Origin of the sequence: Endozoicomonas sp. Mp262, assembly GCF_025643335.1 — a bacterium.
Taxonomy (GTDB): domain Bacteria; phylum Pseudomonadota; class Gammaproteobacteria; order Pseudomonadales; family Endozoicomonadaceae; genus Endonucleibacter.
On record NZ_CP092489.1, the window covers coordinates 1,600,210 to 1,621,287 of the forward strand.

Here is a 21,078-nt window from a genome sequence, read left to right on the forward strand (position 1 = left end):
GGGTCCTTTTTTAAGGGCTGTTTGGAAAGTAGTGACTGCTGCATGGCAGTCTGTTTTTAAATGGCCTTCGGGACTTGGGCGACAACTGCAATCTGATATGCGATGTACGGATTGCTTTCTGGCCTGAATTATTTTCAGGGCAGGAGGGTATCGCTGATACCGCATAGTCTGGCAGAGAACTGTTGTCTCTGCCAGGGAAAGCTCCCGAGGGATCTATCCGGGAATGGCGTCCGAATAGGAACGGCAGAAAATTGAGAATAAAAACCGGTTTGCGAGACGAATAGCGAGCTATTTACTGGGAAACAAGCGGTTTTTTAAGTCAGTTTACTGTCACCACAGCAGGATCGTCTATTTCTGGATGGATTCCAGAGGGAGCCTTTGAAGCATCGAAATATTTGGTTATTGATAGGGGGCCACCCGCCCTCAATACTTGATGGCCAGACCAGGGGGTCTGTTGCTCAATCAGGTGACCAAGCTGGGGAACGCTGATGGCATACTCGTATACAGAGAAAAAACGTATCAGGAAGGACTTCGGCAAACTGCCGCATGTCATGAACGTGCCGTACCTTCTCGCTATTCAGCTTGATTCGTACCACAAGCTGTTGCAATCAGGCAAAGAGCCCGCTGCACGGGAAGATATCGGGCTGCACGCCGCATTCAAGTCCGTATTTCCAATTGTCAGCTATTCTGGCAATGCTGCCCTGGAGTACGTAAGTTACAGGCTGGGCACTCCTGCCTTTGATGTCAAGGAATGTCAGCTTCGGGGCGTGACTTACGCAGTACCACTGCGGGTCAAAGTACGCCTCATTATCTACGACAAAGACTCCGCAAACAAGGCAATTAAGGATATTAAGGAACAGGAAGTTTACATGGGCGAAATTCCGCTCATGACTGAGAATGGTACTTTTGTAATCAATGGTACCGAGCGTGTCATCGTATCTCAGTTACACCGCTCTCCAGGTGTGTTCTTTGATAATGACCGAGGCAAGACACACTCCTCTGGTAAGCTGCTCTATTCTGCCCGGGTTATTCCTTACCGTGGCTCCTGGCTGGATTTCGAGTTCGATCCTAAAGACCTGCTTTACGTTCGTATTGACCGTCGTCGCAAGCTGCCGGCCACCATTTTGCTGCGTGCAATCGGGATGAGTAACGAAGAGATTCTGGATAATTTCTTCGATACCGTAGGCTTTGAGCTGGGTATCGAGAATGTTAGTACTGAACTGGTTCCAGAGCGCCTACGTGGTGAGGCGGCCAGCTTTGATATCAAGGATGGCGAAGGCAATATCATTGTTGAGCAAGGTCGTCGTGTTACCGCACGCCATATTCGCCAGCTGCAAAAAGCCAATATTGAACGGCTGGAAGCACCTGTTGAATATGTTTATGGCCGTGTTCTGGCAAAAACTGTTGTCCACAAGTCAACGGGCGAAATCGTCGCTGAGTGTAATACTGAAATTACGCCGGAACTGTACGAAAAGCTGCTGGCTTCCAGTATCAAGTCTGTTGAGACGCTCTACGTTAATGAGCTGGATTGCGGATCTTATATTTCTGACACCCTGCGTTCAGATACTACTACCAACAGGCTTGAAGCCCTGGTGGAAATCTACCGCATGATGCGTCCTGGTGAGCCACCTACCCAGGAAGCTGCAGAGACCCTGTTCCAGAACCTGTTCTTCTCCACTGAGCGCTATGACTTGTCTGGAGTGGGACGGATGAAGTTTAACCGTCGCCTGGGTCGTGAAGAAGATACCGGCTCCGGTGTACTGGATAATGCGGATATCGTTGATGTTCTGAGGACACTGGTTAGCATCCGTAACGGCATCGGTGTCTGTGATGATATCGACCACCTGGGTAACCGTCGTGTACGTTCTGTGGGCGAAATGGCTGAAAACCAGTTCCGGGTTGGTCTGGTACGTGTAGAGCGTGCGGTCAAAGAGCGTCTGAACCTGGCTGAATCCGAAGGCCTGATGCCTCAGGATCTGATCAATGCCAAGCCAGTGGCTGCGGCCATTAAAGAATTCTTTGGCTCCAGTCAGCTGTCCCAGTTCATGGATCAGAACAACCCATTGTCCGAGATTACACACAAGCGTCGTGTGTCTGCGCTTGGACCGGGTGGTTTGACCCGTGAACGTGCCGGCTTCGAAGTGCGAGACGTACACCCAACCCATTACGGTCGAGTGTGTCCAATCGAGACCCCTGAAGGTCCGAACATCGGTCTGATCAACTCCCTGGCGGCTTATGCCCGCACTAACGATTACGGCTTCCTTGAGTCCCCGTACCGTAAGGTGGTTGATGGCAAGGTAACAGATGAAATCAGCTATCTGTCTGCCATTGAGGAAGGTGAGTTTGTTATCGCCCAGGCCTCTGCTGCCATTGATAAAGATAACAACCTGACCGATGAGCTGGTTAACGTTCGTCACCGTAACGAATTTACCCTGATGGCTCCGGATAAAGTCCAGTACATGGACGTATCCACCAAGCAGGTTGTGTCTGTAGCGGCCTCCCTGATTCCATTCCTGGAGCACGATGATGCGAACCGGGCCTTGATGGGATCTAACATGCAGCGTCAGGCTGTGCCAACTCTCCGTGCGGAAAAACCTCTGGTGGGTACCGGTATGGAGCGTAATGTGGCATCGGACTCCGGTGTCTGTGTGGTGGCACGCCGTGGTGGTCTGGTGGATGCCGTAGACGCCAGCCGTGTGGTTATCCGTGTTAATGATGCGGAAGTTCAGCCAGGCGAAGCCGGTGTTGATATTTATAACCTGACCAAGTACACCCGCTCTAACCAAAACACCTGTATTAACCAGCGCTCCCTGGTGAAGCCGGGTGATATCGTTTCCAGTGGTGATATTCTGGCGGATGGTCCTTCTGTGGATCTGGGTGAACTGGCACTTGGCCAGAACATGCGTATAGCCTTCATGCCCTGGAATGGCTATAACTTTGAGGACTCCATGCTGGTTTCCGAGCGTGTGGTTCAGGAAGACCGCTTTACCTCCATCCATATTCAGGAACTGACCTGTGTTGCCCGTGATACCAAACTGGGGCCAGAGGAAATCAGTGGTGACATCCCCAATGTGGGTGAATCTGCCCTGAACAAGCTGGATGGTGCCGGTATCGTTTATGTGGGTGCGGAAGTGGTAGCCGGTGATATTCTGGTGGGCAAGGTGACACCTAAGGGTGAAACCCAGCTGACGCCGGAAGAAAAACTGCTGCGTGCCATCTTCGGTGAAAAAGCCTCTGACGTTAAGGACACCTCCCTGCGCGTGCCTACTGGTGTTAAGGGTACGGTTATTGATGTACAGGTCTTTACCCGCGATGGCGTTGAAAAAGACACCCGTGCCCAGTCCATTGAAAAGGCACAGCTGGATGAGTACCGCAAGGATCTGAACGAAGAGTTCCGTATCGTTGAGGGAGACACCTTTGCCCGTCTGCGCGGAGCGCTGCGTGGCCAGCCTGTGGATCGTGGTCCGGGCCTGAAGAAAGGGGACGTGATTTCTGACGAGTTCCTGGATGGCCTGGAGCATGAACAGTGGTTCAGGCTGGCTATGTCCGATGAATCACTGAACGAAATGCTGGACCTGTCCCGCGAGCAGCTGAAAGAACGCCGTGCCCAGTTGGATGAGCGCTTCGAAGACAAGAAGAAGAAGCTGCAGACTGGCGATGACATGGCACCTGGTGTCCTGAAAATTGTCAAGGTTTACCTGGCCATCAAGCGTCGTATCCAGCCTGGTGACAAGATGGCGGGTCGTCATGGTAACAAGGGTGTTATCTCCCGCATTATGCCGGTTGAAGATATGCCTCATGATGAATATGGCCGTCCGGTGGATATCGTACTGAACCCTCTGGGTGTACCGTCCCGGATGAACGTTGGACAGATTCTTGAGACTCACCTGGGTGCTGCGGCCAAGGGGCTGGGTATCAAGATTAATGCCATGCTGGAAGCCCAGAAAGGAATTACCGAAATGCGTAAGTTCCTTGATGAGGTTTACAACGGCATTCCGGGACACCGGCCTGTTGAGCTTGAGCGCTTCTCTGATGAGGAGGTGATGGAGCTTGTGGGCAACCTCAAGGGTGGTGTGCCTATGGCAACATCCGTCTTTGATGGTGCCAAGGAAGCTGAAATCAAGCGTCTGCTAAGACTGGCAGATCTGAGTGATAGCGGACAGGTTAACCTCTATGATGGCCGTACAGGTGATAAGTTTGATCGTCCGGTAACTGTTGGCTACATGTACATGCTGAAGTTGAACCACCTGGTTGACGACAAGATGCATGCCCGTTCCACCGGTTCTTACTCTCTGGTTACCCAGCAGCCTCTGGGTGGTAAGGCTCAATTCGGTGGTCAGCGTTTCGGTGAGATGGAGGTCTGGGCTCTGGAAGCTTATGGCGCTGCCTACACCCTGCAGGAAATGCTGACAGTGAAGTCCGATGATGTGGCAGGTCGTACCAAAATGTATAAAAACATTGTGGATGGCGATCACCGCATGGAAGCCGGGATGCCGGAATCCTTCAACGTACTGCTGAAGGAAATCCGTTCCCTGGGTATTGATATCGAACTGGACACCGAATAACGAAAGCGTGTAGCGGAGGCAGTCTCTAATATAGATTTTGGGGACTGCCTTGCACCGTGAGGAGATACGATCTTGAAAGACTTATTGAATCTGCTCAAGACACAGGGCCAGACGGACGATTTCGACGCTATTCGGATCGGTCTGGCGTCACCGGAAATGGTTCGTTCCTGGTCCTTTGGTGAAGTTAAAAAGCCAGAAACCATTAACTACCGTACCTTTAAGCCTGAGCGTGATGGCCTGTTCTGTGCCAAAATCTTCGGGCCGGTAAAAGACTATGAGTGCCTGTGCGGTAAGTACAAGCGCCTGAAGCATCGCGGTGTTATCTGCGAAAAATGTGGTGTTGAAGTGGCCCTGGCAAAAGTTCGCCGTGACCGTATGGGTCACATTGAACTGGCCAGCCCGGTTGCCCACATCTGGTTCCTGAAGTCCCTGCCTAGCCGTATTGGTCTGCTGCTGGACATGACCCTGCGCGACATTGAACGTGTACTCTATTTTGAGTCCTATGTGGTTATCGATCCGGGTATGACTACTCTGGATAAAGGTCAGCTGCTGTCTGATGAGCAGTACTACGAAGCTCTGGAAGAGTTTGGTGATGACTTTGATGCCCGTATGGGTGCGGAAGCGGTTAAGGCACTGCTGGCTGATATTGACCTGGAAGATGAGGTCAATCTGCTGCGGGAAGAGATTCCCCAGACCAACTCTGAAACCAAGCTGAAGAAACTGGCCAAGCGCCTGAAGCTGGTTGAGGCATTCTATAACTCAGGTAACAAGCCTGAGTGGATGGTCATGACCGTTCTGCCGGTTCTGCCACCGGATCTGCGTCCTCTGGTTCCCCTGGATGGTGGCCGTTTTGCTACCTCCGACCTGAACGACCTGTACCGCCGGGTTATTAACCGTAATAACCGTCTGAAGCGACTGCTGGATCTGAATGCGCCGGATATCATTGTCCGTAACGAAAAGCGGATGCTGCAGGAATCTGTGGATGCCCTGCTGGACAATGGTCGTCGTGGCCGTGCCATTACCGGTTCCAACAAGCGTCCCCTGAAGTCCCTGGCTGACATGATCAAGGGTAAGCAGGGTCGTTTCCGTCAGAACCTGCTGGGTAAGCGTGTAGACTACTCTGGTCGTTCTGTTATTACCGTAGGCCCTACCCTTCGTCTGCACCAGTGTGGTCTGCCGAAGAAGATGGCGCTGGAACTGTTTAAGCCGTTCATTTTCGGTAAGCTGGAAGCCAAAGGTCTGGCAACCACCATTAAAGCAGCCAAGAAGATGGTTGAGCGCGAAACACCGGAAGTGTGGGACGTTCTGGCGGATGTTATCCGTGAACATCCGGTTATGCTTAACCGTGCGCCAACCCTGCACCGTCTGGGTATCCAGGCCTTTGAGCCGGTTCTGATCGAAGGTAAGGCCATTCAGTTGCACCCACTGGTCTGTGCGGCTTATAACGCGGACTTTGACGGTGACCAGATGGCGGTTCACGTACCGTTGACCCTGGAAGCCCAGCTGGAAGCCCGTGCCCTGATGATGTCCACCAACAACATCCTAGCACCTGCTAACGGTGAACCTATTATCGTACCTTCCCAGGACGTGGTACTGGGTCTTTACTACATCACCCGTGACAAGATCAATGGCAAGGGTGAGGGTATGGTGTTTGCGGACATCAATGAAGCTATGCGCGCATACCGCACCAACACCGTTGAGCTGCATGCCCGGGTGAAAGTGCGTGTTGCCGAATCCTATACGGATGATAATGGTGAAAAGCACAGCCGCACCTTCCTGGCAGATACCACCGTTGGTCGTGTGATCCTGTGGGATATCGTGCCAAGCGGCCTGCCTTTTGACCTGGTTAACCAGGCCATGAAGAAGAAGGCGATTTCCCGACTGCTTAATGCCTGCTACCGGAATGTGGGTCTGAAGGAAACCGTTATCTTTGCTGACCAGATGATGTATCTGGGCTTCAATTATGCCACGCTTTCCGGTGCCTCCATCGGTGTTAATGACTTTGTTATCCCGGATGACAAGCCACGCATTATCGAAGATGCCAATGCCGAGGTTCGTGAAATCGAGAACCAGTATGCTTCTGGTCTGGTAACCCAGGGCGAGAAATACAACAAGGTTATCGATATCTGGTCCCGTGCCAACGAAATGCTGGCCAAGCGGATGATGGACAATCTGAAGACCGATACGGTTATTGACCGTGAAGGTAAAGAGGTTGAGCAGGAATCCTTCAACAGCGTTTACATCATGGCGGACTCCGGTGCGCGGGGTAGTGCTGCCCAGATTCGTCAGCTGGCCGGTATGCGTGGTCTGATGGCCAAGCCAGACGGCTCCATCATTGAAACACCTATTACCGCGAACTTCCGTGAAGGTCTGAACGTACTGCAGTACTTCATCTCCACCCACGGTGCTCGTAAGGGTCTGGCGGATACAGCGCTGAAAACCGCGAACTCCGGTTACCTGACCCGTCGTCTGGTGGATGTTGCCCAGGATCTGGTGGTTACAGAAGATGACTGTGGTACCAGTCGTGGCCTGATGATGGCACCACACATTGAAGGTGGTGACGTGGTTGAGCCTCTGGGTGAGCGTATTCTGGGTCGTGTGGTGGCAGAAGATGTCATTAAGCCCGGAACAACCGATGAGATCGCTGTTTCAGCCGGAACACTGATTGATGAGCACTGGGTCAAGCGACTGGAAACCATGAACGTTGATGAAATGCGCGTTCGTTCTCCAATCAGCTGTGAAACCCGCTATGGTATTTGTGCCAAGTGCTATGGCCGTGACCTGGGTCGTGGACACCTGGTGAACAAGGGTGAAGCGGTAGGGGTTATTGCTGCCCAGTCCATCGGTGAGCCGGGTACCCAGCTGACCATGCGTACCTTCCACATCGGTGGTGCGGCCTCCAGAGCCTCTGCTCAGGACAGCATCAGTGTTAAGAACAAAGGTGTGGTGAAGCTGCTGAACCTGAAGTTCGTTGAGCGTAATGATGGTAACCTGGTTGCTGTCAGTCGTTCCGGTCAGTTGGCTCTTGCTGATGAATTTGGCCGTGAGCGTGAGCGCTACAAGCTGCCTTATGGTGCAGTGCTGTCTGTTAAGGATGGTGATGAGACCCAGGCTGGCCAGATTGTTGCCAAGTGGGATCCACACACTCACCCAATCGTTACTGAAATGGCGGGTACTGCCAAGTTCATTGGCCTGGAAGAAGGCATTACTGTCAAAACCCAGACTGATGAGCTCACCGGCCTGTCCAACATTGAGGTAATGGATCCGAAGGATCGTCCATCCGCGGGTAAGGATGTTCGTCCAACCATTCAGCTGTTTGATGCCGCCGGTAAAGAACTGAAACTGCCTGGTACTGATGTATCTGCTCAGTACTTCCTGCCAGCCAACGCCATTGTTACGCTGACTGATGGCAAGGATGTAGAGGTGGGTGATGTTATCGCCCGTATTCCTCAGCAGTCCGGTGGTAACCGAGACATTACCGGTGGTCTGCCAAGGGTTGCTGACCTGTTCGAGGCCCGTAAGCCTAAGGATCACTCTATCCTGGCTGAGATTACCGGAACCATTGGTTTTGGTAAGGAAACCAAGGGTAAGAAACGTCTGGTGATTACACCGAATGACGGTGGCGATCCTTATGAGGAGCTGATTCCCAAGTGGCGTCACCTGAACGTGTTCGAGGGTGAACAGGTTACCAAGGGTGAAGTTATCTCTGACGGCCCAACCAACTCTCATGACATTCTGCGTCTGCTGGGTGTGGGTGAGCTGGCCCGTTACGTGGTGAACGAAATCCAGGACGTATACCGTCTGCAGGGCGTAAAAATCAATGATAAGCACATCGAGACCATTCTGCGTCAGATGCTGCGTAAGATTGAAATTACCGATACCGGTGACTCCACCTTCATTAAGGGTGAGCAGCTGGAGCTGAACAGGGTTCAGGAAGAAAATGATCGTCTGGTTGCAGATGACCGTATTCCTGCCAAGTTTGAGCGTGTGCTGCTGGGTATCACCAAAGCGTCCCTGGCCACTGAGTCCTTCATCTCTGCCGCGTCCTTCCAGGAAACTACCCGGGTTCTGACAGAAGCTGCGGTAACCGGTAAGCGTGATTACCTGCGTGGCCTGAAGGAAAACGTTGTGGTGGGTCGTCTGATTCCTGCGGGAACCGGTTTGACTTACCATAACGAGCGCCGCAAAGGCCGTGATGAGGTTGAGTTTGAGACTCCCACCAAGGTTTCTGCCTCTGAAGTGGAACAGGCTCTGTCCGAAGCGCTAAACTTTGGCGAAGTCTAAGAGATCTTTGCTGAAAAGCTGTTAACCTGAAAAGGCTGCCTTGGGCAGCCTTTTTTTGTTGTTGAGGAATAATGATGAAGTCAATGGTATCTCCCGCTCAGGGAGAAGTGATGGCGTTAATAATGGAAAGCTTACAGGATGAAGTGTGGCTTTCCACAGGCAGGCCAGCAGAATGCTGGAAAGTGCTCAATGACTTTGACACGCTGGATGCCTTGTTAAGTATAGTGCTGGTGTCTGGTTTACCCGATGAGCCAGAATTGGTGGAGCTGTTAGGGGATATGGTTGACTTTGGGTTCAATGGTCTAATGGTCAGGGTTCGCCAGAATGATGAAGATGCCATCGAGTATTTGAAAGACCTTGAGCAAAACATTATGGCTGCCGCTGATGCGGGAGCATTGCAGCCTGAAGGTCTGGCAATGATACAGAAGCGGCTGGGCGAATATCGTCGCCTGCTGTCTGAGGAATTTATTCACTGTATTCAGAGCTTGGAAACCGAGCAAGCTGCCAGAGACAGGGAGGACGAGGAAGAAATTATTTCCAGCCCAGAGCAAATGCAGGAATTCTTATCCGAGATGGTTGTGGGTTGTCCCAGTGAGTTTGAGTTTCAGGATGCCTTGCAATCTCAATTAGGGCTGATACCTGCTGAAGGACTGGGCGTGGTAGCGCAGATGCTTCTTACCTCCGATGAAGTCATGCTAAAAGACGTTGTTCCCCTGATGTTGCTCAACCAGGATGTGGTTTCAGCAAATCAGGTGGCTCGGGTACTGGCAGAATATCCACAAAGTGTCACAGGCAAGTCTCTCAGCAGAATGATTCGTATCAGAAACTGGTTGTCACCGGAAACCAGAACGTGGGTAGATCGAGCTATACAAAAGGCCAAAAAGAAGGGCGTTGTAATGGAGCAAGCTTCTCCCTGCCAGCTAATCAAACTGTTAGCCTGCCCACTGGACGGCTCTGGTGCCCAAGGGGTGATGGCATTATTTAAAAATGGCAGGGATTTCCACCTTGGCGGTTTTGTATTGAAAGAAAATGTAGGCATTGTCGATGCCTTCTGTTCCCCTCCTGCATCCAGGAAAGATCTTGAGGGTAATATGAAAATGGCGGCTGAGCAGGTGTTTTCAAAAACTGTTGATGCGCAATGGCTGGAACAACAGTTACCTCATTTTCTGGCGTTAAGTATGGAGTCTGGCCACTTGGCGGAACCTGCGGTTATCCAGGTGATGGAATGGCTGGGCATTGAGCAATGGAACCCTGAAAAGCTCTGTTTCAGGCAAGCCCTATTGCCGCTATTGACCATGGACACAGCCGATCAGGCGGTGATCAACAAGACCCTGAAAAACAGTGCCCGATTAGCTGACCGGAATTTTATGGGTTCATGGTTTGAATATGGCAGTGAGTTCAATAAGGCACTTGAAAATCTGCCATTAGAATCTCCCCGAAAAGCCCAGAGGCTGTTATGCCAACAGTATTTTGAACAGTATCGGGAACGCTGGTTTGAACGGATGGTAAGGCTGGCCCTGTGGGCAACCTATACGGGCAAACAAAATACCGTATTGGCTCATGATTGTGCGGTGATTGCCCATTTAATCAATACCGGTTCTGCCCTGGAAGATATTCCGTTGCTATTCAAACTGGCGGGCTATTCCATTGATCAATGTTTTGAGCCGCTTTAACTCCAATGCATGTGATAGCCGATGATCGGGAACGTGGCTCAGGTATCTCCACTTATTTGCAAGAAGCGGGTATTGAGGTCACTGAAAAACGCCTGTCTGTGGGGGACTATCTGGTCAATGACAGCTTGCTGGTTGAGAGGAAAACCCTGACGGATCTTGCAGCGTCTATCATCGACAGTCGGCTATTTTGCCAGTGCTCCCGTTTGGGAAAGTCTCGCTATAAACCGGCTTTGCTGCTGGAAGGCCGGAGTGGTGATTTTAAAAGACAGGGAGTCAGCAGGCGCTCGATACAAGGCGCACTGGTGACGGTAAGCCTGTTTATGAACATTCCCATAATCCGGTCTGCCAGCCCCCTGGAGTCGGCATTTTTGTTGAAAACCATAGCGGGGCAGCATGCCCAGTTGTTGCAGTTTGGCGGATCGATCAAGCACCATTATCCGGCTCGGCGACCCAAGGGAAAATACCGTACCCAGTTACAGTTGCTGCAAAGTTTGCCGGGTATTGGCGTTGAACGGGCACAGGCCCTGCTAAAACAGTTTGGCAATGTGGAGAAAGCATTGCTGGCGAACGAAGAAGAGCTGTCCGGTATTCATGGTATTGGTCGGAAAACGGCTAAAAAAATACGATGGGTACTTGAGGAGAGTAAAGGTAAATACCGTTTGTAATATGGAAAGAATTGATCGTTTACTGGTGGAGCAAGGACTGGTTCCCTCCAGGGCCCGAGCCCAGAAGTTAATTACTGAGGGCCGGGTAAAAGTTAAGGTGAAGGGTGAGTGGGAGGCGCCTAAAAAGACAGGGCAAAAATACCCCTATGCTGTTGATATTCATATTGAGTTCAATGATGACGACCGCTTTGCCTCGCGGGGTGGTGTAAAGCTCGCTGGTGCCTTGGCGTTTGCCGGGATAGATGTAAGCGGACTGAATGTACTGGATGTTGGTCAATCCACAGGAGGGTTTACTGATTGCGTACTGCAAGCGGGAGCAGGCAAAGTGGTTGGCGTTGAAGTGGGTCATGACCAGCTGGTGCCGTCTTTAAGGGAAGATAAGCGGGTGGTTTGTCTGGAGGGAATCAATGCCCGGGATTTGCCCCATGACCTGCTGTTGCAGCATATCGATGGTTATGGCTTTGACCTGGCAGTAATGGATGTGTCGTTTATCTCCCAGACCAAGATACTTCCCTCTCTGGCACCGGTTTTAAGAGAAGGCGGCCATCTGTTGAGCCTGGTGAAGCCCCAGTTTGAGGTGGGTCCTTCAGGACTTGGCAAAGGCGGCATTGTCAGAAATGAAAAGCTCTATCCAAAGGTTCAGAAGGATATTAGCGCGCTGTGCGAAAGCCTTGGCTTGAAGGTAAAGGCCTGGTTTGATAGCCCCATTAAAGGGGGGGATGGAAATAGGGAATTCTTTATCTGGGCTGTTAAAGCGTGAATGGTCGCGTCTGTTTATGGGGCGCCGAAGGCGTCCCAGGATGTTTTTTCGCCCAGCTAATCACCCTTATAATGCGCTTGGAAAGTGCGATTGGTATAAGTAGGTCATAGTTTGGTTTCAAATAAACTGGATGTTCGGCCAGTACGAGAAATCTACTTCTTGATCTAACGATCAGATAGCTATTGAATGATACATTTACTCTATTATAAAGAGAGTACTGGTCTTTAAATCCCTCTCCCTATGAAGTACGTCACTACAATCACTGATGAAGCTGTTTTATTAACTTTGAAATTCGCCAAACACTACGGACCTCTGAGATGTATAAGGGAAAGAGCCCATAGCCTTTTATTGAGCAATCGTGGCTTTACCCTTGAGCAAATTGCCGAAATACTTGAAATTAGATATCAAACTGCTTCTCAGTGGATTGATGATTGGGAAGAATATGGTATTCGTGCCTTGTACAAGGGGCATGGTGGCGGTAGGCCGTGCATATATGACGAATCCGAAGTGCAACGCATAAAAGAATTAGTGGCTGAAGAGCCTCGTCGCTTATCGTATGTCAAATCCAAGATCGAGGATGAAACCGGTAAATCTTCATCAAAAATTACTCTGGCAAACATTGTAAAAAAGCAGGGCTGGTTTACAAAAGACTCCGTAAATCATGCAAACATAAACGGGACGAAGAGCAATTCCATGACTGTAAAACTGCTCTGAAAGATGCCCAGGAAGCCGAGAGCAAAGGGTTAATCAATTTATTTTATTTTGATGAGTCCGGCTTTACCCAGGAACCTTGTGTGCCATACGGTTGGCAGGAAAAAGGAAAGCAGCTCAGAATACCATCAGTCAAAAGTAAACGCATCAACGTACTGGGGTTTATGAACCGAAGCTGTGAGCTATTTCATTATCCTGTTGTGGGTTCAGTGAATAGCGATACGGTGATTGCGGCCTTTGATGACTTTGCAGAGAAAATGGCAGATGAAAAATACAGCTCAAATGATCGTTACACGGTAGTTATGGTGGATAATGCCAGCATTCACACCAGCAAAAAGTTTTGTGCCAGAATTGATGACTGGATGATTGAAAAGAAATTGCTGGTCTGCTTTCTGCCAACATATTCACCTGAGCTCAACCTGATTGAAATCCTGTGGAGGAAAATAAAGTATGAATGGCTCAACCTCTTGTCAATCAAGAGCTTTGCGGAATTTGAAAAAGAAGTTGAACGGGTGCTTTTTTCATTTGGAGAGGAGTATATGATCTCATTTTCTAATACTGTCCGACTGGATGGTTAAATTATTCGAAAGCAATCTATACACTACTTAAAAAGGTTTGTCCCTTGAATTCTCTGCTATGGTTTATTGACTAATAATAATCCGGAGATTCATTATGTCGCTCGAGGCAAGGGTAGAGATACTGGAAGGTGGCGTGGAAGACCTGAAAAGTATTCAGGCTGGCTTAAAGGGAGCAATGGAGTTATTCATTAATAAGGTGGACAGGCTGGAGCTTGAGTTAAAAAAAGAAATGGCAGAGTTCAAGCTTGAGATACATGAGCGACTGGACAGAATGAATAGCCATCAGAACAAACGGCTGGATAAACTGGAAGTGTTACTGACGACTATTCTGACACAGACCAAGCCTTCCTGAGCGGAAGGCTTATTTTGTAGTGATCTCTGTCCGTATGCTTTGCCTCGTGGAATAAGGGTGCTGCGCAGCCCCCGGAGTGTGGGAATTAGGTAGACTTGTTTATTTAAGGCCCAAGCTTCCACAGGGTAATAGGTAGCTGATAATGGTCTTTCAGTTTTTGTATGCGATGCCAGTAAGTATGGTCGGAGTCACGCTGAAGGATTAACACAACGCCCGCTTTTTTGCCGGTAAGCATACTGTAGTCAAGTGACTGGCCAATGGCCTCAGACCACTTTCGTGCAAATTCCACTTCGATGGCATGTTCAGCAGTCAGGCAATCAACCCGACGACCGTCATTCAGTTTGAATTCTACCTGGCCGCCTTTGCCCTTGCACCAGACATCCTGATACCAGTGTTCTTTGGGTTTTGGGTAATAACTATTGGCAAGCAGGCAGGTTGAAAATAGACTGCTAAACATCGCAGTTATTACAGGAATGATCTGACCTGGAATGGTATGCATCCTTGCATGACTCCTGACCATAGGTATAAAGGGGCGTAATGGTCAGGCTATCCCTGATAGAAAGGCTTGGCAATTATTTAATACCGCGGGCCTTCAGGATGGCTGCCTTAAAATCAACTTCCACATCCTTGGCGATGCCGGGAATCATGGCATCCTTCTCTTCGCCCTTCATTTTCAGATGGTAAATCAGCATATCATCTGTGATCTTTGCCAGATCCCCGGTGTGGCCTGCTTCTTCAGCCAGCTGGCTGATGATTTCCATCAGGTTCAGGTGACCCTGCTTTTTCCATTCAGGGGTCAGCAGTTCTATCAGTTCATCAATTCGGTGGCAGCTCATAATGATCAATACCTAATATTAAGCCCACTATAGTCAGATAATCTGGCTTGTTTATGGAGTGAAGCGACTATCTAAAGTGCGCCTTTGTCACTTTTTTTAGCTAACGGCTTTCTCTCCGGGTGCAGTTTAGTTAAAGAATAATCTGCTTTATTTCATTATCCTTGCGATCCAGATAATGGCTGGACTGGATGCGGCGGATAGTGCGGGACTTACCGCGGATAACCAGGGTTTCGGTATGGGCGATATTGCCCTCCCGGCGAATGCCGCTGAGCAGGTCGCCCTTGGTGATTCCGGTGGCGGAGAAAACCACATTGTCAGAACTCACCAGGTCGTCAAGCTTTAGCAGTCGACCTGGTTCTATGCCCATTTCCTGGCAGCGCTCGGTTTCCCGTTTTCCGGCAGCCAGGTTTTCCGGGGTATCACCTTTTGCCCGATCCCGGGTGAGTAGCCGACCTTGCATATCGCCACCCAGTGCCCGAATCACGGCGGCAGAGATAACCCCTTCAGGGGCTCCACCCACGCAGTACATCATGTCCACTTCGCTATCAGGCATACAGGTAAGAATGGAGGCGGCAACATCACCATCCGGGATGGCAAAGACCTTGGCACCCATTTTTTGCATCATGGTAATTGCTGTGTCATGGCGAGGTTTTGCCAGAGTGATCACGGTGAGATTCTCGATGGGCTTATGAAGTGCCCTGGCCACATTTTGCAGATTCTCGGCCAGTCCCAGATGCAGATCAATGACGCCTTTTGCCCCGGGACCGCACACCAGTTTTTCCATATACATATCAGGTGCTTTGAGGAATGAACCTTTTTCTCCGGCAGCCAGCACGGCAATGGCATTATTTTGTCCCATGGCGGTCATGCGGGTTCCCTCAATGGGGTCTACCGCAATCTCAACAGGGTCACCCTGGCCATTACCTACTTTTTCACCAATATACAGCATCGGGGCTTCATCAATTTCGCCTTCACCGATGACGATTTCGCCCTGGATCTCAACCTTGTTCAGCATGGTGCGCATGGCTTCCACTGCCGCACCATCTGCGGTGTTTTTGTCACCTCGGCCAAGCCATTTGTAGCCTGCCAGGGCGGCAGCTTCGGTAACCCGTGAAAATTCAATAGCCAGTTCGCGTTTCATAAGCAGTGATCAGAGTTTGGATAAAAAGGAAGCTATTGTAACAGGGTTTGGGGGCAGGGCGACTGGCAGTTGTTTTTAGTAGGTCATTTCAATTCTTTCCGGGTGCGTGATTTCAATGGTATGGCTATCCCGGGAATCTGTTATTTTGATGTTGGGAAATATCTCTTGAAAAGGTGGGCCATCATAACCTGGAAAAATATCAGTTGAGTAGGCTATATCCTCCAAAGTTAAGCTTGCTATGGAGGTAAGAACTTTTCCATAGAAGCAATAGCGGCTGCTTCATCCGGAGTAATGATAAAACCAGTAAGCCTTTCGTAGGCGCAGGTAATGAGTTGCAAGGTAACTTGGACGTTGTTTTAAAGGTGTTAAAAGAACTTTTTGGGGATGGAGAAATGTAAACCTTTGTAGTCATCATGAAGTTTGCTCTATGAGAAATGAACGATAGTTTTGCTCTTCCCATAAAAAAGGCCAGCATATGATGCGGTTACCGACGGTTTTTATGTCGAGAGTGGAATGAAGCTTTACGGGTAGCCATAATGTACATGCAGTAATAATACACGCTAACCTATTGAGATAATGGGACATTTTGTATTCGTAATAAACTAAAGACAAAGCTTGGTCAGATATCAGTTTAGACGTACAGAAGTAAGTGCCAGCTGGGGCGTTGCAGCGTTTTTTCTGACTTATTTATTGACATCTTCGTAGCAGTGCGTCTTGACGCAAGACGGCGACATCCGTAAAATTTGGCCGCTTTATATTACCCTCGGTCTATCCCTTCCGCAGGGTGGCAGTGCTGGTATTTTAACCAGTGCATGCTTATTTGCGTGAAAATACGATTTTCATCATTCGGATCAATGCTGACATTTGAATAGCAAATGGGAGCGGGTATTTCCGATGGAAATCGTATTTTCAGGCGTTAGCCTGATTAGGTTCAGTGGCGCAAATCCTCTGACGCTAATGAGCCTGGCTATGCGGTATCAGGATTGTGCCGTCGGTGGCAATAAGCCCTAAGGGCTTGGTAATCCGGGTATCTCACCCCCAGTTACCGCTGCTGGAATAAGGAACAGGATCGTTCTGTTTTAGCTTATTATTTGGAAACGATTGGAGTTCGCTGAATGGCAACTATTAACCAGCTGGTGCGCAAGCCCCGCAAGCGCAAGGTCGCAAAAAGCGACGTACCCGCTCTGCAGGCTTGTCCTCAGCGTCGCGGTGTTTGCACCCGTGTTTACACCACTACCCCTAAGAAGCCTAACTCTGCGCTGCGTAAAGTTTGCCGTGTGCGTCTGACTAACGGTTTCGAAGTGACTTCCTACATCGGTGGTGAAGGTCACAACCTGCAAGAGCACAGTGTTGTTCTGATCCGTGGCGGTCGTGTAAAGGACTTGCCAGGTGTTCGTTACCACACTGTACGCGGTAGCCTGGACACCCAGGGTGTTAACGACCGTAAGCAGGGCCGTTCCAAGTACGGTACCAAGCGTCCTAAGAAGTAAAAAAGCCGGTTTTTGCCAACGCTTTTACGCTTTTTGTGTGAATAAACCGTTTTTATCACCGCTTATGGTGAGAACGGCTGGATTTTTAACAGCCTTGAGCAAGATGTTGTTTTTGTTCCGGGTTGTATTGCGAAAACGGTTGATAAGAGTAAGGCCGAGTCAATGTGATCTCGGACTGCCTGAAGACCGCAATCGAGGACTTATCAATGCCTAGAAGAAGAGTTGTCGCCAAGCGCGAAGTGCTGCCAGATCCTAAGTTTGGCAACAAAACCCTCACCAAGTTCATTAACCACGTGATGGTTAGCGGCAAGAAATCTGTCGCAGAAAAGATTGTTTACGGCGCACTGGACAAGGTTCAGGAGCGTTCCGGCAAGGACCCTCTGGAGCAGTTCGAAAAAGCTCTGGAATCCATTGCCCCCATGGTTGAGGTTAAGTCCCGTCGTGTTGGTGGTGCTACTTATCAGGTGCCCGTAGAGGTTCGCCCTTCCCGTCGTACAGCCCTGGCTATGCGCTGGCTGGTAGACGCTGCGCGTAAGCGTGGCGAAAAATCCATGCAGCTGCGCCTGGCGGGTGAGCTGATGGATGCTTCTGAAAATAAGGGTGCTGCTGTTAAGAAGCGTGAAGACGTGCATCGTATGGCTGAAGCCAACAAGGCGTTCTCTCACTACCGTTTCTAAGTATCAGAGGATTTGAGTCGTGGCCCGTAAAACCCCGATCAAACGCTACCGCAACATAGGGATCTGTGCCCATGTTGATGCGGGTAAGACAACCACAACAGAGCGTGTCCTGTTTTACACCGGTCTGAGCCACAAGATTGGTGAAGTTCATGATGGTGCTGCCACCATGGACTGGATGGAACAGGAGCAGGAGCGTGGTATTACTATCACCTCCGCGGCCACCACCTGTTTTTGGCGTGGTATGGATGCACAGTTTGATGAGCACCGTATCAACATCATCGACACTCCCGGACACGTTGACTTCACTATCGAAGTAGAGCGTTCCCTGCGTGTTCTGGATGGTGCCGTTGTTGTACTGTGTGGCTCCTCCGGTGTACAGCCTCAGACCGAGACTGTATGGCGTCAGGCTAACAAGTACGAAGTACCTCGTATGGTGTTCGTCAACAAGATGGACCGTACTGGTGCTGACTACCAGATGGTAATCGACCAGCTGCGTGAGCGCCTGGGTGCAAACGCTGTACCCATGCAGATGACCATTGGCTCCGAAGACGAGTTCAAGGGTGTTGTGGATCTGGTCAAGATGAAGGCTATCATCTGGAACGAAGCTGACCAGGGTATGACCTTTACTTACGAAGATATCCCGGCTGATCTGGAAGATCGCTGCCAGGAAATGCGTGAGTACATGGTTGAAGCTGCCGCTGAAGCCACTGAAGAGTTGATGGAAAAGTACCTTGAAGAAGGTGACCTGACCGAGGAAGAGATCAAGGCCGGTATCCGTATGCGTACCCTGGCTAATGAAATCATTCCTGTCTTCGGTGGTTCTGCATTCAAGAACAAGGGTGTTCAGGCAGTACTGGATGCGGTTATCGAACTGATGCCAAGTCCTATCGAAGTTAAGGCCATCGAAGGCGTTCTGGACGATGCTGACGAGACTGTTGCTACCCGTGAAGCGGATGATAGTGCACCATTTGCTGCACTGGCATTCAAGATTGCGACAGATCCATTCGTAGGAACGTTGACGTTCGTTCGGAACTACTCCGGCGTACTGAAATCCGGTGACTCTGTATACAACCCGGTTAAGCACAAGAAAGAACGTGTTGGCCGTATGGTACAGATGCACGCTAACAACCGTGAAGAACTGAAAGAGTGTCTGGCGGGTGATATCGTGGCCCTGATTGGTCTGAAGGATGTTAGTACTGGTGACACCCTGTGTGACCTGAACAACGTCATCACTCTGGAGCGTATGGAGTTCCCTGATCCGGTTATCTCCGTAGCGGTTGAGCCTAAGACCAAGGCAGACCAGGAAAAGATGGGTATCGCTCTGGGCAAACTGGCTCAGGAAGATCCTTCTTTCCGCGTTCACACCGATGAAGAGACTGGCCAGACCATTATCTCCGGTATGGGTGAGCTGCACCTGGACATCATCGTTGATCGTATGAAGCGTGAGTTCAAGGTTGAAGCTAACATTGGTAAGCCTCAGGTTGCTTACCGTGAGAAGCTCAGAAGCAGCGTTGAAGCAAACCACAAGTTTGCCCGCCAGTCCGGTGGTCGTGGTCAGTACGGTCATGTTGTTATCGAATTCTCCCCGGCCGAAGAAGAAGGTCTGGAATTCGTTAACGAGATTGTGGGTGGTGTTATTCCTAAGGAATACATTCCTGCAGTTGAAAAAGGTATCACTGAACAGATGCAGAACGGTGTTATCGCCGGTTATCCTCTGCTGGGTCTGAAAGCCCGTCTGTTCGATGGTTCCTATCATGATGTTGACTCCAGTGAAATGGCGTTTAAAATCGCTGCTTCACAGGCTCTGAAAAAATACGCGCCTCAGGCTAACCCAGCACTGATGGAGCCTATGATGAAAGTTGAGGTGGTAACACCTGAAGACTACATGGGCGACGTTATGGGTGACCTGAACCGTCGTCGCGGAATTGTTCAGGGCATGGAAGATAGCACTTCCGGCAAGATCATCCGTGCTCAGGTGCCGCTGGGTGAAATGTTCGGCTATGCCACTGACCTGCGTTCAGCAACTCAGGGACGTGCGACATACTCCATGGAATTCGACGAGTATGCCGAAGCACCTAACAGTGTTGCTGAAGCAGTGATCAAGAACCAGGGTTAATCACCCCCGATCCATTGATATCAAGGGTTAAGAGAAATGGCTAAGGAAAAATTTGAGCGTAGTAAGCCGCACGTAAACGTCGGCACCATTGGTCACGTTGACCACGGTAAAACAACTCTGACTGCTGCACTGACTCGCGTTTGTGCAGAAGTATGGGGTGGTGACGTTAAGGCATTCGATCAAATCGATAACGCCCCTGAAGAGCGTGAGCGTGGTATCACCATCTCTACTGCTCACGTAGAGTACGACTCCCCAAGCCGTCACTACGCTCACGTAGACTGCCCAGGACACGCTGACTACGTTAAGAACATGATCACTGGTGCTGCCCAGATGGACGGCGCTATCCTGGTATGTTCCGCTGCTGACGGCCCCATGCCTCAGACTCGTGAGCACATCCTGCTGTCCCGTCAGGTTGGCGTACCATACATCGTGGTATTCCTGAACAAAGCTGACATGGTAGACGACGAAGAGCTGCTGGAACTGGTTGAAATGGAAGTTCGTGAGCTGCTGGACACTTACGAGTTCCCAGGTGACGACACTCCAATCATCATCGGTTCCGCTCTGATGGCGCTGGAAGGTAAAGACGACAACGAAATGGGTACTACCGCTGTTCGTAAGCTGGTTGAAACCCTGGACGAGTACATCCCTGAGCCAGAGCGTGCTGTTGATCAGCCATTCCTGATGCCTATCGAGGACGTATTCTCCATCGCTGGCCGTGGTACTGTTGTAACTGGTCGTGTTGAGCGTGGTATCGTTAAAGTCGGCGAAGAAATCGAAATCGTTGGTATCAAAGACACCACCAAGACTACCGTTACTGGCGTAGAAATGTTCCGCAAGCTGCTGGACGAAGGCCGTGCTGGTGAAAACGTTGGCTGTCTGCTGCGTGGTACCAAGCGTGAAGACGTTGAGCGTGGTCAGGTTCTGGTTAAGCCAGGCACTGTGACTCCTCACACCAAGTTCGAAGCAGAAGTATACGTTCTGTCCAAGGACGAAGGTGGTCGTCACACTCCATTCTTCAAGGGCTACCGTCCTCAGTTCTACTTCCGTACCACTGACGTGACCGGTGCTGTAGAACTGCCAGAAGGCGTTGAAATGGTAATGCCTGGCGACAACATCAACATCAATGCTACTCTGATCGCTCCTATCGCGATGGAAGAAGGCCTGCGTTTCGCTATCCGTGAGGGTGGCCGTACTGTAGGTGCTGGCGTTGTTGCTAAAATCATCGAGTGA

At 50.3% G+C, this 21,078-nt stretch carries 15 protein-coding genes; 12 read left to right on the plus strand and 3 right to left on the minus strand.

The genetic code is table 11. The features are described 5' to 3' along the window. The first annotated feature begins 488 nt into the window (after positions 1–488). The 8 genes from rpoB to MJ595_RS07030 all read left to right on the plus strand — a co-directional run bounded on the left by rpoB (position 489) and on the right by MJ595_RS07030 (position 13,588). Positions 489–4,565: a DNA-directed RNA polymerase subunit beta gene (gene rpoB, locus MJ595_RS06995; RefSeq protein WP_263081719.1), complete on the plus strand. Its 4,077-nt coding sequence runs from the start codon at positions 489–491 to the stop codon at positions 4,563–4,565. A 72-nt stretch (positions 4,566–4,637) separates the two neighbouring features. Beyond that, positions 4,638–8,849 (plus strand): DNA-directed RNA polymerase subunit beta', encoded by a 4,212-nt coding sequence (gene rpoC / locus MJ595_RS07000; protein ID WP_263081720.1) that lies wholly within the window; start codon positions 4,638–4,640, stop codon positions 8,847–8,849. Between the two features lie 71 nt (positions 8,850–8,920). Further along, positions 8,921–10,522: a hypothetical protein gene (locus tag MJ595_RS07005; protein WP_263081721.1), complete on the plus strand. Its 1,602-nt coding sequence runs from the start codon at positions 8,921–8,923 to the stop codon at positions 10,520–10,522. A 5-nt stretch (positions 10,523–10,527) separates the two neighbouring features. Next, entirely contained in the window at positions 10,528–11,187 is a 660-nt protein-coding gene (locus MJ595_RS07010; protein WP_263081722.1) for a helix-hairpin-helix domain-containing protein, read from the plus strand. Position 11,188: 1 nt separating this feature from the next. Next, positions 11,189–11,947 (plus strand): TlyA family RNA methyltransferase, encoded by a 759-nt coding sequence (locus MJ595_RS07015; protein ID WP_263081723.1) that lies wholly within the window; start codon positions 11,189–11,191, stop codon positions 11,945–11,947. Positions 11,948–12,187: 240 nt separating this feature from the next. Next, positions 12,188–12,661 carry a helix-turn-helix domain-containing protein gene (locus MJ595_RS07020; protein WP_263078037.1) on the plus strand — a complete coding sequence of 158 codons (474 nt, stop codon included), beginning with the start codon at positions 12,188–12,190 and terminating at the stop codon, positions 12,659–12,661. Further along, positions 12,583–13,236: an IS630 family transposase gene (locus MJ595_RS07025; protein ID WP_263322427.1), complete on the plus strand. Its 654-nt coding sequence runs from the start codon at positions 12,583–12,585 to the stop codon at positions 13,234–13,236. Before MJ595_RS07020 ends, MJ595_RS07025 begins: the two co-directional genes overlap by 79 nt. A 94-nt stretch (positions 13,237–13,330) precedes the next feature. Continuing rightward, positions 13,331–13,588 carry a hypothetical protein gene (locus MJ595_RS07030; protein ID WP_263081724.1) on the plus strand — a complete coding sequence of 86 codons (258 nt, stop codon included), beginning with the start codon at positions 13,331–13,333 and terminating at the stop codon, positions 13,586–13,588. 103 nt (positions 13,589–13,691) lie between these two features. Here the strand turns inward: MJ595_RS07030 and MJ595_RS07035 are convergent, their stop codons facing one another. The 3 genes from MJ595_RS07035 to glpX form a co-directional block, all read right to left on the minus strand. After that, positions 13,692–14,087, minus strand: coding sequence for a hypothetical protein (locus tag MJ595_RS07035; protein WP_263081725.1), 396 nt, complete (start codon positions 14,085–14,087; stop codon positions 13,692–13,694). A 73-nt stretch (positions 14,088–14,160) separates the two neighbouring features. Next, positions 14,161–14,424 carry a YihD family protein gene (locus MJ595_RS07040; protein ID WP_263081726.1) on the minus strand — a complete coding sequence of 88 codons (264 nt, stop codon included), beginning with the start codon at positions 14,422–14,424 and terminating at the stop codon, positions 14,161–14,163. 130 nt (positions 14,425–14,554) lie between these two features. Then, positions 14,555–15,565: a class II fructose-bisphosphatase gene (gene glpX / locus MJ595_RS07045; protein WP_263081728.1), complete on the minus strand. Its 1,011-nt coding sequence runs from the start codon at positions 15,563–15,565 to the stop codon at positions 14,555–14,557. Positions 15,566–16,680: 1,115 nt separating this feature from the next. On the opposite strand from glpX, the gene rpsL reads away from it, so the two are divergent. From rpsL to tuf, 4 genes are all read left to right on the plus strand, one after another. Then, the gene (gene rpsL, locus MJ595_RS07050) at positions 16,681–17,055 is read left to right on the plus strand and encodes a 30S ribosomal protein S12 (RefSeq protein ID WP_263081729.1); all 375 of its coding nucleotides are present in this window, start codon (positions 16,681–16,683) and stop codon (positions 17,053–17,055) included. A 206-nt stretch (positions 17,056–17,261) separates the two neighbouring features. After that, complete coding sequence (rpsG, locus tag MJ595_RS07055) at positions 17,262–17,732, plus strand: 30S ribosomal protein S7 (RefSeq protein ID WP_263081730.1); 471 nt, start codon at positions 17,262–17,264, stop codon at positions 17,730–17,732. 19 nt (positions 17,733–17,751) lie between these two features. Continuing rightward, positions 17,752–19,848 (plus strand): elongation factor G, encoded by a 2,097-nt coding sequence (gene fusA, locus MJ595_RS07060; RefSeq protein ID WP_263081731.1) that lies wholly within the window; start codon positions 17,752–17,754, stop codon positions 19,846–19,848. Between the two features lie 36 nt (positions 19,849–19,884). Beyond that, positions 19,885–21,078, plus strand: a complete 1,194-nt coding sequence (tuf, locus tag MJ595_RS07065; RefSeq protein ID WP_263081732.1) for an elongation factor Tu — start codon at positions 19,885–19,887, stop codon at positions 21,076–21,078.